Source organism: Azospirillum sp. B4 (genome assembly GCF_000333275.1).
Lineage (GTDB): Bacteria > Pseudomonadota > Alphaproteobacteria > Azospirillales > Azospirillaceae > Nitrospirillum.
Window position 1 is genome coordinate 25,531 of sequence record NZ_BACU01000590.1, and the last position, 15,953, is coordinate 41,483.

Annotated in this window: 14 protein-coding genes; 4 read left to right on the plus strand and 10 right to left on the minus strand. The window is 68.4% G+C overall.

Annotated elements, in window-relative coordinates; translation table 11 throughout:
* Positions 1 to 19 precede the first annotated feature (19 nt).
* Complete coding sequence (locus I55_RS26765) at positions 20 to 925, plus strand: AraC family transcriptional regulator (protein WP_148293986.1); 906 nt, start codon at positions 20 to 22, stop codon at positions 923 to 925.
* Positions 926 to 1,001: 76 nt separating this feature from the next.
* Positions 1,002 to 1,427 (plus strand): VOC family protein, encoded by a 426-nt coding sequence (locus tag I55_RS26770; protein ID WP_044563779.1) that lies wholly within the window; start codon positions 1,002 to 1,004, stop codon positions 1,425 to 1,427.
* Here I55_RS26770 and I55_RS26775 read toward each other — a convergent pair.
* From I55_RS26775 to I55_RS26790, 4 genes are all read right to left on the minus strand, one after another.
* Positions 1,403 to 2,137 (minus strand): DUF4276 family protein, encoded by a 735-nt coding sequence (locus tag I55_RS26775; RefSeq protein ID WP_064742543.1) that lies wholly within the window; start codon positions 2,135 to 2,137, stop codon positions 1,403 to 1,405. The two genes, I55_RS26770 and I55_RS26775, sit on opposite strands and share 25 nt — an antisense overlap.
* 6 nt (positions 2,138 to 2,143) lie before the next feature.
* Entirely contained in the window at positions 2,144 to 3,214 is a 1,071-nt protein-coding gene (locus tag I55_RS26780; RefSeq protein WP_044563780.1) for an AAA family ATPase, read from the minus strand.
* A gap of 32 nt (positions 3,215 to 3,246) precedes the next feature.
* On the minus strand, positions 3,247 to 3,711 hold the full coding sequence (gene bcp, locus I55_RS26785) for a thioredoxin-dependent thiol peroxidase (RefSeq protein ID WP_044563781.1): 465 nt from the start codon (positions 3,709 to 3,711) through the stop codon (positions 3,247 to 3,249).
* Between the two features lie 139 nt (positions 3,712 to 3,850).
* Positions 3,851 to 6,862 (minus strand): bifunctional [glutamine synthetase] adenylyltransferase/[glutamine synthetase]-adenylyl-L-tyrosine phosphorylase, encoded by a 3,012-nt coding sequence (locus I55_RS26790; protein WP_044563782.1) that lies wholly within the window; start codon positions 6,860 to 6,862, stop codon positions 3,851 to 3,853.
* Between the two features lie 323 nt (positions 6,863 to 7,185).
* Here I55_RS26790 and I55_RS26795 point away from each other — a divergent pair, with 323 nt between their 5' ends.
* Complete coding sequence (locus I55_RS26795) at positions 7,186 to 10,383, plus strand: AsmA-like C-terminal region-containing protein (RefSeq protein ID WP_044563783.1); 3,198 nt, start codon at positions 7,186 to 7,188, stop codon at positions 10,381 to 10,383.
* A 1-nt stretch (position 10,384) separates the two neighbouring features.
* Here the strand turns inward: I55_RS26795 and I55_RS26800 are convergent, their stop codons facing one another.
* From I55_RS26800 to I55_RS26820, 5 genes are all read right to left on the minus strand, one after another.
* Complete coding sequence (locus I55_RS26800) at positions 10,385 to 11,806, minus strand: S9 family peptidase (RefSeq protein WP_148293987.1); 1,422 nt, start codon at positions 11,804 to 11,806, stop codon at positions 10,385 to 10,387.
* 111 nt (positions 11,807 to 11,917) lie between these two features.
* Positions 11,918 to 12,634, minus strand: coding sequence for a hypothetical protein (locus I55_RS26805; protein WP_148293988.1), 717 nt, complete (start codon positions 12,632 to 12,634; stop codon positions 11,918 to 11,920).
* A 76-nt stretch (positions 12,635 to 12,710) separates the two neighbouring features.
* Positions 12,711 to 13,499 carry a hypothetical protein gene (locus I55_RS26810; RefSeq protein ID WP_044563786.1) on the minus strand — a complete coding sequence of 263 codons (789 nt, stop codon included), beginning with the start codon at positions 13,497 to 13,499 and terminating at the stop codon, positions 12,711 to 12,713.
* 4 nt (positions 13,500 to 13,503) lie between these two features.
* Positions 13,504 to 13,833: a PadR family transcriptional regulator gene (locus tag I55_RS26815; RefSeq protein WP_044563787.1), complete on the minus strand. Its 330-nt coding sequence runs from the start codon at positions 13,831 to 13,833 to the stop codon at positions 13,504 to 13,506.
* Between the two features lie 87 nt (positions 13,834 to 13,920).
* Positions 13,921 to 14,202, minus strand: coding sequence for a hypothetical protein (locus I55_RS26820; RefSeq protein ID WP_148293989.1), 282 nt, complete (start codon positions 14,200 to 14,202; stop codon positions 13,921 to 13,923).
* Between the two features lie 296 nt (positions 14,203 to 14,498).
* Between I55_RS26820 and I55_RS26825 the strand changes: the two genes are divergently transcribed.
* Positions 14,499 to 14,924, plus strand: a complete 426-nt coding sequence (locus I55_RS26825) for a protein-tyrosine phosphatase family protein (protein WP_159107285.1) — start codon at positions 14,499 to 14,501, stop codon at positions 14,922 to 14,924.
* Between the two features lies 1 nt (position 14,925).
* Here the strand turns inward: I55_RS26825 and I55_RS26830 are convergent.
* The coding region (locus tag I55_RS26830; protein WP_044563789.1) for a 3-phosphoshikimate 1-carboxyvinyltransferase at positions 14,926 to 15,953 on the minus strand (1,028 nt) is incomplete at its 5' end.

The window sequence follows — 15,953 nt, forward strand, 5'->3', positions numbered from 1 at the left end:
GGGCTTGCCCATGGACGCCATGTCATCACGCCTGGTTTCGGTCCGCCGCCACGATGAAGGGCGCGACGCCTGGCATGTGGCCAGCCTGGCGCCGCCGCCGGCCCTGTCCGGCTTGGTGGACGGCTATGCCGACTACCGCGAACGGACCAGCTTCACCACCCGCCGTGAATTGCCGCATGCCCAGGCCGTCCTGATCCTGAACCTGGCGGAACCGATAGACATCGTGGGCGGCGACGGGCGGCGGATCACCTTGCGTGCCGGGCAGGGGTTCGTGGCCGGCGCCCACCTGGCGCCGGCGCTGTCCCGGTCGGGCGGGACCCAGGCGGGGATGCATGTCTTCCTGCCGCTTTCCAGTCTGCGGCGCCTGCTGGGGTGCCCGTTGACGGAGCTGGTCGACCGCGTGGTGCCCCTGGACGCGGCGCTGGGCCCGGCGGCGACGCGGCTGGGCCAGGCGTTGGCGGAAGCGCCGGAGGGGGCCCATCGCATGGCGATCCTGGATGAGGCGCTGACCCGCCGTTTCGCCGCCATGCCGGGCCTGCCGCGGGCGCAGATGCACGCGCTGGCCCTGCTGCGCCACCGGCCCGACCTGGACATCGCCGATGTGGCGCGAGAGATCGGGTGGAGCGCCAAGCATCTGGCCGCCCGGGTGAAGGACGCGCTGGGCGTGGGCCCGCGCACCTACCGCCGCCTGATACGGTTCGAGGCGCTGACCAACCGGCTGGGGGCAACCCCGCCGGACGGGGGCAGCGGCGGCTGGGCCGGTATCGCCATCGACGCCGGCTATTGCGACCAGTCGCACATGATCCGGGAATTCCGCGAATTCGCTGGCCTCACGCCCGGGCAATACCTGGCCCGGTCCCTGCCCGACGGCGGCGGCCTGGTGGAGGCCGGAATTGGGGAGGCCGGAATCGGAGAGGTAAGTTAGATCCAATCCAGGCCGCGTCGTCGTGCGCTATGGTCCGGGCGGCGGCATCAAGCCGCCCGACAGGAGACTGAACGCAATGCCCACCCATTCCCTGATCCCCTGCCTGCGCTATCAGGACGCGCCGGCCGCCATCGACTTCCTGTGCGCCGCCTTCGGCTTCCAACGCCATGCCGTCTATGCCGACGACCAGGACCCCGGCCTGATCCATCACGCCCAGCTGACGCTGGGGGATGGCATGGTCATGCTGGGATCCGCCCGGCCCGGGCCATCCACCGACGCCTATCGCTGGAAAACGGCGGCGGAGGCGGGGGGCGTCACGGCGTGCGTCTACGTCGTCGTCGACGACCTGGACGCCCATCATGACCGGGCCCGCGCCGCCGGGGCGGAGATCGTGACCGCGCCGCATGACAATGAAGGCTACCCCGGCCGCGGCTACCACGCCCGCGATCCGGAAGGGAACAGCTGGAGCTTCGGCACCTACGATCCCTGGGCGCCGCTTTGAGGGTCCGACGAAAGCGCATCACCACCATCCGCCCCCGCCTGTGGGGCCAAGGCTCTCAGCTTGTCCATCCAGCCATGGAAGTGGGCGCACTCCCGTTCCATAGCCGCCAATGTGACATGCCCCGCAGCCAGGGGGCCATGACGGGTCTTGTGGTATTTGGGGCTGAGGGCCGTTTCCAGGCGCCGGGATGGTTTGGTGTCGAAGCTGTTGTTGATGTGTTCGGGAGTCTGGAAACCCTTACGAATTTTCTGAAGCTTCGCCAAATATGCACTCCAGCCTGGCTCCGTCGTTGCCAACGCCTCGACATCGGAAAAGAGCAATCCCTCGAATTCATAGGGCTGGATGTGAGCAACGAACCGGCCGGGTTCGCATCCAACCTCCTGGACAATCGCGGCCGCCAGGCTGACTTCCACGCTTTCCGCCTTGCGTAGCGGGTCCGTAAACCGCCTGGACTGATCAAGGCCGGGAAACGAGGTATCCAGGCCATAAAGGTCGAGAAAGGTCGTCAGGACGGCGTCGGTATATTGGCGCAGGGTGTTGCGCGCATTGAATCTCAGCCGGTCGAACGTCACGGCACCGCCCTTGGCGTCCCGCGATGTTTTCAGCAACTGGGGTTTCAGGAAAACGCCCAGGCCCCGCAGCGTGGGGGCGACGATCCGTTTGATGAATTGCTCTTCCGTCGGGCCCTCGGCGAAGACGATGACCTCCATGACGGGTCAGGGCCTCCCGCCCAAAATATTCCGCTTCCAGATTTCACCCAGGGAATACTCCTGCAGCCAGCCGGCCAATTCCTCTTCGGAATAGCGCTTGAAGGTTGAGGCGCCGTCCTCCTGATCGACGACGATAATGTCCTCGGGCGCCAGTTCATTGACCAGTTCGACCGACTGCGTGGACACGATCAATTGGCGCTGTTCCGCCACTTGCTTGAATATGTCGGCCAATACCGAAATGGCGTAGGGGTGCAGGCCCAGTTCGGGCTCATCAATCAGGATGGTATCCGGAAGCTTGGACGTCGGTTGCAGCAGCAGGGTCGTCAGGCACATGAAGCGCAAGGTGCCGTCCGAGAGCATGTGCGCCTTGAAGGGCGTATCTGGCCGACCCGCCTGGGTCCACTCCAGCTCCACGAACTCGGCATCCTCCCGGTGCACGAAGTCACCGAAGAAGGGGGCCACGAGGCGGATTGTTTCGACGATGCGTCGGTATGCCAGGGGGTGCTTCTGGTGAAGCAGCGTCAGATAGGCCGCGAGATTGCCGGCGTCCGTTTCCAGCCGGAGATTGATGTTGGCGGCGTGGGGCTGCTTAACTCGCGCGGTTTCGCCCGTATCATGGAAATGATAGACACGCCAGTTACCCACCGAGTCTCCTATGTGGAGTGCATATTTATTGCTTGCTTCCTTTAGATTTGATTCGGCGTGGCTTGTTTTTAGAAGAGTAGGTGCATCACGATATGGTCCGAACCAGCTTTCTTCCCGTTCATAGATCAGGCGATTATCTACTGTAGGGACCAGATCGAACACATATCCGCTGTTCTCAATATGGAATTGGATATGTATGCGATCCGTTGTCTTTCGGCCGAAATGCAAAAGGGCATCAGGGCCACCTTGGACTTGGACGTAAGTCTGAAGTCGCTGCTCATACATCTGGTTGAGCAGGCGAAAGAGGCTGATGAAGTTGCTTTTCCCCGCGCCATTGGCGCCGATCAGCACATTCAACGGGTTCAGCTTGAAGTCGCGCAAGCTCCGGATCGATTTGAAACCGGTGACGGTGAGCGAGCTGACTCGGGACATCGGAACTCTTTCGCCTTGCTCACATCAGGATGTCACAGCCCCTGCACCGCCGCCAGCACCGCGTCGACATGGCCGGGGACCTTGACCTTGCGCCAGATCTGGGCGACGCGGCCGTCCTTGTCGATCAGGAAGGTGGCGCGTTCGATGCCGAAGTACTTGCGGCCGTACATGTTCTTTTCCACCCACACGCCGTATTCCTCGCACACGGTGGTGTCGGCGTCCGACGCCAGGGTGAAGGGCAGGTTGTACTTCTTCTTGAACTTGTCGTGGCTGGCCACGCTGTCCTTGGACACGCCGATGATGGTGGCGTCCACCTTTTCGAAATGCGGCAGGGATTCGCCGAAGCCGCAGGCCTCCGCGGTGCAGCCGCTGGTGTCGTCCTTGGGGTAGAAGTACAGCACCACCGGACGGCCCTTCAGGGACGACAGGGTGACGCTGCCGCCGCCATCGGTGGGCATGGTGAAATCAGGGGCGGGGGTTCCGACCTCAACGGCCATGGTGCTTTTCCTTCCTGGGTTTGGGCCTGGGTTCGGGCCTGGGTTCGTGCCGAGGTTTGCGATGGTGGACTGACGACGGGGACTGATACGGACCAGCCCGCCGGTTGGATCCCCGCCGGTTGGATCCCCGCCGGTTGGATCAAGGCGCCGGTGCCGGCAGGCGCGCGGCGGGCTCCTCCACCACCTTCTGGAACAGGGCGTGGGCCTGTGCCGCCGCGGCGCGGATCTTCGCCTCCGCCGCGTCGAAGTCAAGGCCATCGCCCACGGCCGCCGCCAGCGCCAGGCGCAGCGCGGGCGGGGCGTCGGCCACCTTGACCTCTCCCGCCACCGTCAGGCGCAGGAAGGCCTGCACCCGGCGCCACAGGCGGTGGATATCGATCAGGGCGTCGGCGTCGGCCGCCTCCATCAGTCCGGCATCGCGCAGGCGGGCCAGGGCGTCGGTGGTGTTGGGCGTGACGATGTCCGGATGGTCGGCGGCATGGCGCAGGGTCAGGTATTGCGCCAGGAACTGGATATCGACCATGCCGCCGCGCACGTGCTTGACCGACCACGGGTCCTTGGTGTGGTGCTCCCTGTCCATGCGGGCGCGCATGTCGGCCACGTCGGCCAGCAGCTTGTCCGGATCGCGCCGCTGCACCAGCACGGCGCGGATGGCCGCCGTCAGCTGGGCCCGCAGGGCGGGCGGGCCGGTCAGCACCCGGGCGCGGGTCAGGGCCATGTGCTCCCACGTCCAGGCGCTTTCCCGCTGATAGCGGACGAAGGCGTCCAGGCTGACGGCCAGCGGCCCCTTGTTGCCGGAGGGGCGCAGGCGCATGTCCACCTCATACAGCGCCCCCTCGGCCGTGGGCACGGTGATGGCGTTGATCAGGCGCTGGGTCAGGCGGATGAAGTATTCGCTGGGTGACAGCGGCTTGGGCCCGTCCGACTGCTCCGCCCCGTCCGGCACATGGTAGACGGTGATGAGGTCCAGGTCCGACCCCAGCGACAGCGAGCCCGCGCCCAGCCGCCCCATGGCCAGGATGGCCATGCCGCATTCCGCGCCCGGCGTTCCCGCGCCCGCCGTCCCCGCTGTCCCCGCGCCCGTGGGGGCGAACCGGCCGTGGCGGGGCGTGTATTCCGCCTCCACCCGGTCCTGCAGCACGGCCAGGGCCGTTTCCGCCACCTCCGTCAGGAAGGGGCCGCACTGGTCCCCGTCCGCCAGGTGGCGCAGGATCTGGATGCCGGCGCGCAGACGCTGGTCACCGGTCCAGCGCCGCGTCAGGTCCAGCACCTCCTCGAAATGGTGGGCGTCGGCCAGCTGGCGGGATAGGCCCTCGCGCAGTTCCGCCGCGTCCGGCAGGTGTTCGAAGAAGCCCGGGGTCAGCACGGCGTCCAGCTGCGACGGCCGGCGGGCCAAGCTGTCGGCCAGGCGGGGCGCCGTGCCCATGATCAGGGCCAGCAACTCCAGCAGCCTGGGGTTGGCGTAGAACAGGCTGAACAGCTGCACGCCGGCCGGCAGGCGGCCCAGGAACTCGTCGAACTTCAGGAAGGCCTGGTCCGGCTGGGCCGTGCCGCCCAGCGCCGTCAGCAGGCTGGGCACCAGCTCGGTCAGCAGTTCGCGCGCCCGGGTGCTGCGGGTGGCGCGGTAGCGGCCGTGATGCCAGGCGCGGATCTGCCCCGCCGCCACCGCCGGGTTCTGGAAGCCCAGGCCCCGCAGCGTGGCGATGGTGTCGGGGTCGTCGTCCGTACCGGTGAAGACCAGGTTGCCCGGGCCGGACAGGGGCGGCGCCTCCTCGAACAGGGCGGCGTAGCGGTCCTCCACCTGGCCCAGGGTGGCCAGCAGCTCGGCGCGGAAGGCGTCGGCGTCGGCATAGCCCAGGAAGGTGGCGATCGCGGCCACGCCGGCATCGTCCACCGGCAACTTATGGGTCTGCTGGTCGTCCACCATCTGCACCCGGTGCTCCACCCGGCGCAGAAAGCGGTAGGCGGCCTTCAGGTCCTCCGCCGCCGACTCGCCCACCCGGTCCGCCGCCACCAGGGCGTCCAGGGCCATCATGGTGGCCGGCACCCGCAGATGGGGGTCGCGGCCGCCATAGATCAGCTGCTGGGTCTGGGCGAAGAACTCGATCTCACGGATGCCGCCCCGGCCCAGCTTGATGTCGTGGCCGTTCACCGCCTTGTCGCGGTGGCCCTTGTGGGCGCCGATCTGGCGCTTGATGGAATGGATGTCCTGGATGGCGGCGAAGTCCAGGTTGCGGCGCCAGACGAAATGGCGGATCAGGCCCATGAAGTCCTGGCCGGCCTTGCGGTCGCCGGCCACCGGCCGCGCCTTGATCATGGCCGCCCGTTCCCAGTTCTGGCCCAGGCTGCCGTAATAGGCCTCGGCGGCGGAGACGGAGACGGCCAGCGGTGTGGCGCCGGGGTCCGGGCGCAGGCGCAGGTCGGTGCGGAAGACATAGCCGTCCACCGTCCGCTCCTCCATGATGCGCACCAGCTCGCGCGCCAGGCGCACGAAGGTGCGGGTCATCTCATCCGGGTCGCGGGCCTGGACCACCCCGTCGTCGTACAGCACGATCAGGTCGATGTCGCTGGAGTAGTTCAGTTCCAGCGCGCCGAATTTGCCCATGGCCAGAACGATCAGGCCGCTGCCGGCCTCCGGATCGTTCTCCGGATCGGGCAGGCGGATTTCCCCCTTGGCGGCCAGCTGGCGCAGCAGATGGCGGGCGGTCAGGCGCAACGCCGCCTCCGCCAGCTGGCTCAGCGCGCCGGTCACCTGTTCCAGCGTCCAGGCGGACGATATGTCGGCGGCGGCGATCAGCAGCGCGGCGCGGCGCTTGGCCACGCGTAGGGCCTTCATCAGCCCGTCGGTGGCGGTGGGGCCGCCGACCTCGGTCCACAATCCTTCCAGCAGATCCATGAAGGCCGCGTCGAAGCCCAGCGTGACCACCTGGCGGAAGAAGGCCTGTTCCTTCAGCAGCGCCTGGCCCAGGAAGGGGCTGTTGCCCAGGATGGCCCGCAGCAGGGCGGAACCGTTGGCATCGGCGGCGTAGGTGCTGGCGAATTCGGCCAGTCCGGCATCGCCGGAATCCTCCGCCCGCCGGTGCCAGGACTCCAGGCCGCGGGCCAGAAGTTCGGTATCTGCCGCCTGGGGTAGGGATTTCGCATTGAACATGGATATCTGACCGGGCTATGCCAGGAATTGGGCCGTGCCCCCGTGTAACCCGTCCAACCAGCCCTATCTTGCTGGAACCGACGCGCGTTCGGGGAGCGAAGCCCAGTTCGCCGTTCGTGTCGGCGGGAACCGGGGCAGAGTGCCCGCGGGCCCCCGACGCGGTCAAGTCATGCCGGAAGTCTGAACCTTTGCCTCGTCCGACGCCTCCCATCCCACCCGCCGAGGCGCCTTCCGAGGCGCCGGCCGGGTTGCAGGTGCCCGGAAGGCGGCCTCCCGAGCCAACGCCTCCCCTCCCTTCGCCCAAAGGGCGCCGGCGGCGCGGCGTGGTGGGCCACGTGGCCCTGGTGCTGCTGGAACTGACGGCGGGCGTGCTGCTGGTGGCGCTGGTCACCGTAGGCCTGCTGACGTGGCGGCTCAGCCGCGGGCCCATGCCCATCTCCTGGTTCGCGCCCTATCTGGAGCAGGCGGTCAACGCCGATGGGCCGCTGCACATCTCCGTCCACAAGGTGCTGCTGGCCAGGGCGCCCAAGGGGGCGGCGGTGGAGATCCTGGCCGACGACGTGGTGCTGACCGGCACGGGCGGCGCCACCGTGGCGACGCTGCCGGAATTCCGCGTGGCGCTGTCGGTGCCGGCCCTGCTGCACGGCCGCCTGGCGCCAACCCGCATCGTGCTGGTGCGCCCGCGCCTGAACGCCATCCGCGAGGTGGACGGCCGCTTCCGTCTGGCCCTGCTGTCGGACGACGACACCGACGACGGCAACGACTTCATGGCCGATCTGCTGGCGGCCCTTAAGCGGCCGCCGGATCCGTTGGAGCCGCTGGGCGCCCTGACCAAGCTGGTGGTGTCGGAGGCGCGGCTGTCGGTGGACAACCGCCAACTGGGCCTGGTGTGGGTCGCCCCCCGGGCGGACATCGCCCTGACGCGCGACCGCAAAGGCATCAGCGGCACCGCCCAGCTGTGGGTGGATCTGGGCGGACACATGACCCAGGTGGCCGCCGATCTGGGCTATCGCCTTTCCGACGGCACGGTCAGCGCCGTGGCCCATTTCTCCGGCGTCAGTCCGGCCGATCTGGCCCGCGTCACGCGCGCGTCCGACGGCGTGCTGGCGGCGGTGGGCGGCATCGACATGCCGCTGGCCGGCACCATCACCCTGGACCTGGCGTCCGATTTCTCCCCCCGCATCTTCGACCTGGCGCTCAGCGGCACCGCCGGCACCGTCACCCTGCCGGGCCGCCTGAAGGCGCCGCTGGCCGTGTCCAACCTGGATCTGCAGGCGCGGCTGGAGCCGGGCGGGCTGACCCTCACCCACCTTAACCTGACCTTGCCTGGCGCCAACGGCACCGCGCCCGGATCCACCATCGCGTTGACGGGCAAGGCCACGAAACGCGACGACGGCAGCTACCGGGTGGGATTGTCCACCGAGATCAAGGCCGTGCCCTTGAACGCGCTGGACGCGTTGTGGCCCCTGGACGCCTTGCCCAAGCCGCGCGCCTGGATCATGGAAAACCTGTCGGACGGGGCCTTCGACAAGGTGACCTTCGCCCTGGACGGCAACGCCCCGGCCGACCTGTCGGACCTCGCGCCCACCCGCATGGCCGCGACCTTCGCCTTCGCCGGCGCCACCGTGAACTACATGGACGGCATGCCCAAGGTGAAGGATGTGGCCGGCACCGCCACCTTCGACGGCAGCCACTTGGGGATCGAACTCACGCGGGGCCATCTGCTGGATCTGTCGCTGGGCACGTCGAAGCTGGACATCACCGGCCTGGACAAATCCCTGCAGAAGATGGAGATGACCCTGCCCGTCAGCGGGCCCATCGCCTCCGCCCTTACCGTCATCGACACCCCACCCCTGGGTTACGCCAAGAAGGTCGGGCTGGTGCCGGCCGCGGTGGGCGGCACCGCCGACATGACCCTGCGCTTCGACTTCCCGCTGGTCGCCACCTTGAAGATGGACCAGGTGAAGCTGGGCGTGCAGGCGCACCTGAGGAACGTGGCGGCGGACAACCTGGTGGCCGATATCAAGGCGACGGACGGCGACCTGACCCTGGTGCTGGACAACAAGGGCATGGACACCAACGGCACCGCCCGCCTGAACGGCATGCCGGCCCATATCCTGTGGCGGGAGAATTTCCCGGAGGAGGCGCCGATCGGCACCCGCGTCGCCGTGCAGGCCACCGCCAGCGACCGCGACCGCCAGACCTTCCACCTGGACTTCCCCGACTGGCTGCGCGGACCGGTGGGCGTCAGCATGGTCTATACCCGCGACGCCCAGCATCAGGAGACGATCCTGGCGGACCTGGACCTCACCCGCGCCGCCCTGGGCGTGGGCCTGATGGACTGGCGCAAGGTGCCGGGCACGCCGGCCTCCGGCCATGTCGAGGTGGGCTTCGACCAGGGCCGCCCCCTGCACGTCACCCGCTTCCAGCTGAAGTCGGACGGCATGGAGGCCTCGGGCAGCATCGATTTGAAGCATGACTTCTCCATCGGCCACCTTGCGGTGGACCGTTACCGCCAGGGCCGCACCGACCTGGCGATGACGGTGGACGTGGACGATGGCGGCGGCATGCGGGTGAAGGCGGCCGGCCCGTCGATGGATGCGCGGCCCTTCCGCCGCTCCGCCGGCGGGAACGGCAACCGTCCCCTGACCGAGGCGGAGCTGAAGGCGCTGGACGCGCGGCCCCCGCTGGACATCGACTTCAACTTCGACCGGGTGGTGACAGCCGGCGGCGGGCGGGAGGTTGGCGCCACCAAGGGCCAGTTCTCCCGCCGGGGGCGCACTTGGCGTTCCGTCACGCTGGATACGCGCGTCGGCAAGAACGACGCTGGCCACCTGGCCTTGCGCTATGTCCCCGATGGCGACGCCATGGCCCTGACCATCACATCGGACGACGCCGGCGCCGCCCTGCAGCAGTTCGACGTGCTGGACCACCTGCGCGGCGGCAAGCTGGTGGTGAAGGGCCACAGCATGCCCGGCGACCCGCATGAGGTGGTGGACGGCACCCTGGACGTCACCGACTACCAGGTGGTGGAGGCGCCGGTGATGGCGCGCCTGCTCTCCGCCGCCAGCTTCCAGGGCTTCTCCGACTTCATGAGTGGCGCTCCCATCACCTTCAGCAAGCTGGAGGGCGGCTTCCACTGGACCGACACCGGCGTCACCTTCCATGACGTCCGCACCTCGGGTGCCGCCATCGGCCTGACCATGGAGGGGGAGATCAACATGCGGCGCGGCACCGCCGACCTGCAGGGCACCATCGTGCCCTTCTCCACCCTCAACAAACTGCTGGGCGCCATTCCCCTGGTGGGGGATTTGCTGACTGGCGGCGAAGGGCAGGGCCTGCTGTCGGCCACCTACCGGGTGAAGGGGCCGCTGGACGATCTGGACGTCTCGGTCAACCCGCTGGCCGTGCTGGCCCCGGGTTTCCTGCGCAACCTGTTCTTCCTGTCGCCCACGGATGAGGATGGCAAGCCGGAGAAGCCGGCGTCCAGGAAGAAGCCGGCCGCCGACACGCCGAAATAAATCATTCCACTTCGTTTGGGTGGAGGCGCGCCTTCAGCCAGTTACCGACTGTGGTCAGCACCTCGGGCGCGGACACCGCCGGTTCCATCGGCCCCGGCGTGTGGGTGTCGACGTGCTGGAAGCCGTGGTTCACGCCGGGTATCTCCAGCACCGTGGCGTCCGGGTTGCCGCGTAGGGCGCCCCGCGCCTCCGGCAGCGCGCGCGGCGTCGCGATGTAGGGGTCCCGCCCGGCGTATAGGGCCAGGACGGGGGCCCGGATTTTGGCCAGCGCCTCATTGGGCGCCGCCTGGTACATCGACAGGACGGCGGGGGTGTCCAACTCCGCCACCACGGCGTTCGCCTGGTCCAAGCTCCAGCCACCCGCGATGAAGGCGTCGATCAGGGCCTGACGCGCGGGGCTTGTCACCGTGGCGGGTGCTGCCGCGATGCGCGCCGCGTACAGGGTCTGCAGGGTGGCGACGGCCCGCGCGTTGGCATCTCCCACGATGCCGCCCTGGGCCAGCTTCTCCCGCATGTCGTCGGTGAACAGCGTGCCCCTCTCACCAGCCGGGCCCGCCAGCATGACGACGGCGGCGATTCCGGGATCGCGGGCTGCGACGGCAGGGCCGACATAGGCGCCTTGGCTCAATCCCAGAAGCGCGACGCGCGCGCCGTCGATGTCCGGCCGCGCGCGCAGGTAGGCCACCGCCGCCTCCGCGTCCCGCTGCATCAGATCCAGGGTATCCACGAAATCGCCCGTGGAATCGCCCACTCCGCGCTTGTCGTAATCCAATGTCGCGATGCCCAGGGCCAGCAGCCTGTCCTCCACCAGGGAGAAGGTCCCCCGCTTGCCGGGCCCGCTGCCATTCAGCAGCACGACGGCCGGGAAGGGGCCTGGACCGCTCCGCCCCGGGATCTTCAGCCGTCCGGCCAGCACCACGCCAGGGTCCGACGGGATTGGGACATCCTGAATGAAGTGCGACGGCCGATAGCTGGCGAACACCGCCTGGGTGTCGGCATCGCTGGCCTCGCCTGCCTGGAAAAGCACAGGGCCCAGCAAGACGTCGGTCGGCACCCTGCCCAGATGCAGGGTCAGGAATTGAGTACCTGCGGCGCAGTCGGCTGGTGCCGCGCCGCTGAGGGTGATGGGGCGCCACCCCGGCGCCAGGTCGACCGTCCGGCTGGCCAGGGCGGTGTGGGGCGGCGCGGCGCCGTTGATCATGATCGGCACCGCCACCGGCCGGTCGGCGCGGGCCCAGAAGGTGGCGCTGACCCGCGTACCGGCCTTCAGCGCCAGGGGAATGGAGGCACCGGCGCCGCTGGCCCAGGGGTCGCCGTTTTCATCCCGGCGCGCGGCGGCGGTGACGGCGTTGCCGCCCGGCACCGCGCCGTCCTGGACAAAGGTGGCACGCGTGCCCCAGATGGACCATACGCCGACGCCCATCGGCGGCACGTCCTGCGCTTCAACATCCAGGACTGATGCGACCGTCAGAAAAAACATCAAAGCAACACGAACCATCGCCCTCTTCATAGCCGCATGCCCCTCTGTGCCATATCAGGTCGGGTTGGGGATGGTCTTCGGGGCGCCTGCCGGGGGCATGCCCAGCCCCGCCTGGGATGTGCCCATTTGAAGAGACTGGGCAGGGGGCGGTGCAGGGGGCAGGCCAGGGGGCGGGGCGGTGTCCCGCCAGGCCACCCAGAAATGGGCCACGGTCTGGCGCCGGGCTTCGGCCCGCTTGTTCATGAGGGTCAAGGCCAGGATCCGGCTCCCGGTCTCTCGGGTGCCGCTGTACTGGCTTCCCGTGTACATGCTGTCGGCGATGAAGGTGGCGACCCCGTCACCGCAGACATAGCGGGCGCATTCGCCCATGGGGGCCCGGTCCTGTGAGATGCCGCAATAGACGGCCACGACCTGGGCGGTCCCCGGCAGTTCCACCAGCAGGTTCTCTTCCCGTCCCGGGCGGATGGCGGTCCGCGTCTCCACCTCGGTGATCCTGACGCCTTGGCCGCCCAGGTCCCGCGCCATGCGGTTCTGGCCCTGGTAGTCGGTCCAGGCCTGGCAGAAGGGATAGTCCACCAGGTTGGGGCTGACGAAATTGCCGGGGTTGGTGCGTAGGCCCGCCTGCCGCCACCATGGGTCCGGTATCGAGGCGTTCAACAGGCCATAGACCAGGCAGCAGGACAGGGTGGCCGAGATCAGGCTCGCCAGCAGTCGGCTCATGGTCTCAACGGGAAACGGCATCGGGGTCTCCAGCGACATGGCTGTGCTCATGGCACATGCACTCCCTATTATTTATACAATGTAGAAGAAATAGATGCGCCGCGCCGAGGATGGCGAAACGGATGGTTCAGGGGGTGGGGGTCGTGTCCTGCCAGGCCACCCAGAAATGGCCGGTCACATGGTCCTCGGGGGCGGTGGAGCGGGTGGCCATGCCCAGGGTCAGGACACGCCCGTTGGCATAGGCGCTGTCCTCGATGAAGGGGGCGAGCCCGGCGTCGCAGCCGCCCCGGGAACATTCCTCGATGGGCGCGCTTTGCCGGGCGGTGCCGCAGTAGATGGCCACCACCTTGGCCGTCCGGGGCAGTAGGACGGACAGATTCTGCCCGGCCCTTGAGCGTACCGCGTCCTGGGTCGCGATCGGCAACACGTGGACGCCACGCCGGTACAGGTCCCGTGCCATGCGGTTATTGCCCTGGTAATCGGTCCAGGCCTGACAGACGGGATAATCGGATGGGTTGAAGCCCTGGAACTGGCCAGGATAGATCGGCAGGCCCGCCTGTGCCCACCATGGGTTCGGCACCAGTACCGACATCATGCCATAGCAGACGGCGCCGGCCAGGATGACCACGGCCAGCGACAGCAGCAGACGGCCCCGGTCCAGGAAGCGCAGCAGCACCAGATTCTCAAACCGCCGGCTGGCAATGGCCAGGACGCAGGAGGCGATGTCGCGGCGATAACGGTCCAGGGCCGCTTCCGGTCCCAGGGACGCCAGGGCGTTGACATAGGATTCCTCCAAGTCGCCCATACGGTCCTCCACCTCATCGGGGGTGGCCACCAGCATCAGGCAGAGGCGGGGGAACAGGGGCAGGACGGTGGTGGTGACGACGGTGTCGCAGGTCTGGGAAGGCGTCGTCATCGCTTCAGGCCCCCTTGCCCGCCAGGCCCAGGCCGTACTCCAACTCATGACGGGTGTTGACGGCGTGATCCAGCGCCTGGCGACCGTCACCGGTCAGCTTGAAATAGCGCTTCGCCCGGCCCCCACGCGTCGGCGTCGGTTCCCCCAGGTAGGACACCAACAATTCCTTGGCCGTCAGCCGGTCCAGCGTGGTGTAGACCGCGCCCAGCGTGTGCTCCCGCCGGGTGCGGCGGCTCAGTTCATCGCGAATGGCCACGCCATAGGCGCCGTCGCCCAGCGCCAGGATGACCATCATGACCGCCTGCTCCAGGGTGCCCAGGGTGTTTCTGCCCATCGCGCCAAGCCCGCTCCGCTATTTCTTCTACAATGTAGACTGATGTGCGCCGACCGTCAACGGCGGCTGGCGATGCTTCAATCGCCCTCACGTGTCCTTATCCGTCTCCACCGCCTGCGAAAGCGGCGAAACGCCGGCGGGAGGGCGGGGACGAACGAAGGACTTTTCGATGAAGCGGAAATAGCGGTGCAGGGCCAGCCCGAAAAAGGCGAGGAACAGAAGGATGCGGATGCCTTCCCAGGAGGCGGGCGGCAGACCCAGCCAGGCGAGAATGCTCCGGCCCGCGATGACGGGGCTGAGGCTCCAATAGTCCGCCAGGTTGAGGACCAGCAGTGCCGCGACGATGGGCATCAGCAGGACGATGAACATCCGCCCCCGCCGCAGGCGCGTAAGGGCGCTGTTTGACAACACCGCATCGTCCATATGTGTCTGGTCCGTCCTTCCCTGAAACAGGGGCGCGCCGCCGTTGACTGGCGGTCGCGAAGTCCGCAGTCTCGGCTGAACGGGGTACCATTGCAACCGCAAGAAGAGCGGTTGGTTGGACGATGGTGGCAAGCATGGTCCGATAAGGGGAAACGATTGCAACCAACGCTCTACTGGATGGCTGTCGATGGCCTACCCTGGACGGGCCGCCTGGCCATCATGGCACGGCCCCGGGCGGGCGATTGGCTGGAGGACGAGGTCGCGGCTGGCGCGCCGCCGGGGTCGATGAGGTGGTCAGCCTGCTGGAACCGGGCGAGGTCAGGGAACTGGCGCTCGGGGAAGAGGAGGCGCTGTGCCGGGGGCGGGGGCTGGCCTTCACCTCGCTCCCCATCCCTGATCGCGGCGTGCCGGAGTCGCGGCGCCAAATGGCGGCCTTGGTGCGGCGTCTTTCCCAGGACCTGATGGGCGGCCGTTCCATCGCCGTGCATTGCCGTGCCGGTATCGGGCGGTCGTCATTGCTGGCGGCTGGCGTGATGGCCTGCGCCGGCCTGGATGTGTCAGAGGCGTTCGCGCGCATCGCCCAGGCCCGGGGCGTGCCCGTGCCGGATACGGACGGGCAGCGCGCCTGGGTGCTGTCCTTTGCCGAGGCGCTGCCGCTGCTGGTCTGAATCAGCCCGCGTCCACCAGTTCGACGCCCAGGCTGGCCAGGGCCCGCCAGTAGCCGGGGTAGGTCTTGGCGACGCAGCCCGGGTCCAGGATGGTGATGTCGCGGATCTTCAGGCCGGCCAGGGCGAAGCTCATGGCGATGCGGTGGTCGGCGTAAGTCTCGATGCGGGTGGGCAGGCTCTGGCCCGCCAGGGCCGGGTCGCTGGCCACAGCCAAGTCGTCGCCTTCCTCCACCCCCAGCCCGGGGCGGATGCGCGACAGCTCGGTCGCCAACGCCGCCACGCGGTCGCACTCCTTGACGCGCAGGTTGGCGATGCCGGTGAAGCGCACCGGCGTGGCGTTGAAGGCCGCCAGCACCGCCAGCGTGGGGATGGCGTCCTGCATCTGCGATCCGTCGATGACGGCCGGCAGGTGGGGGAACAAACGGATGAAGTCGTAGGCCTTGGCGTCCGGCTGGGTGAAGGCCGTCGCCGGGGTGCCCAGGTCGATCGATCCCGCCGTCAAGGCCTCCGCCGCCCACAGGTAGGTGGCGGCCGACGCGTCGGGCTCGATATGGAAATCGGCGGCGGTGTAGCCGGTGGCGGCCACGGTCCACACCGTGTCGCTGGGGTGGCTGACCTTGGCGCCGAAGGCCGCCATGGCGGCGGTGGTGAGGTCGACGTATCCCTTGGCGCCGATGTCGGCGCCGGTCAGCACCACGTCGGTGGGCTGGGACCCCAGGGCGCCCATCATCAGCAAGGCGGAGACATACTGGCTGGACAGGCCGCCGTCGATCTCCACCCGGCCACCGGCGTAGCCCTTCTGGCCGTTGACGGTGACGGGCGGGCAGCCGGTGGGGGCGTCGATGTCGATGCCCAGGGTCCTGAGGGCGGTGACCAGGGGGGCGATAGGGCGCTTGCGCATGTGGGCGTCGCCGTCCACCACCACCGTGCCATCCACGGCGGCGGCCACGGCGGCGGTCAAAAAGCGGGTGGCGGTGCCGGCGTTGCCCAGGAACAGCGGTTGGGCGGGGGCCCGCAGCCGGCCGGTGC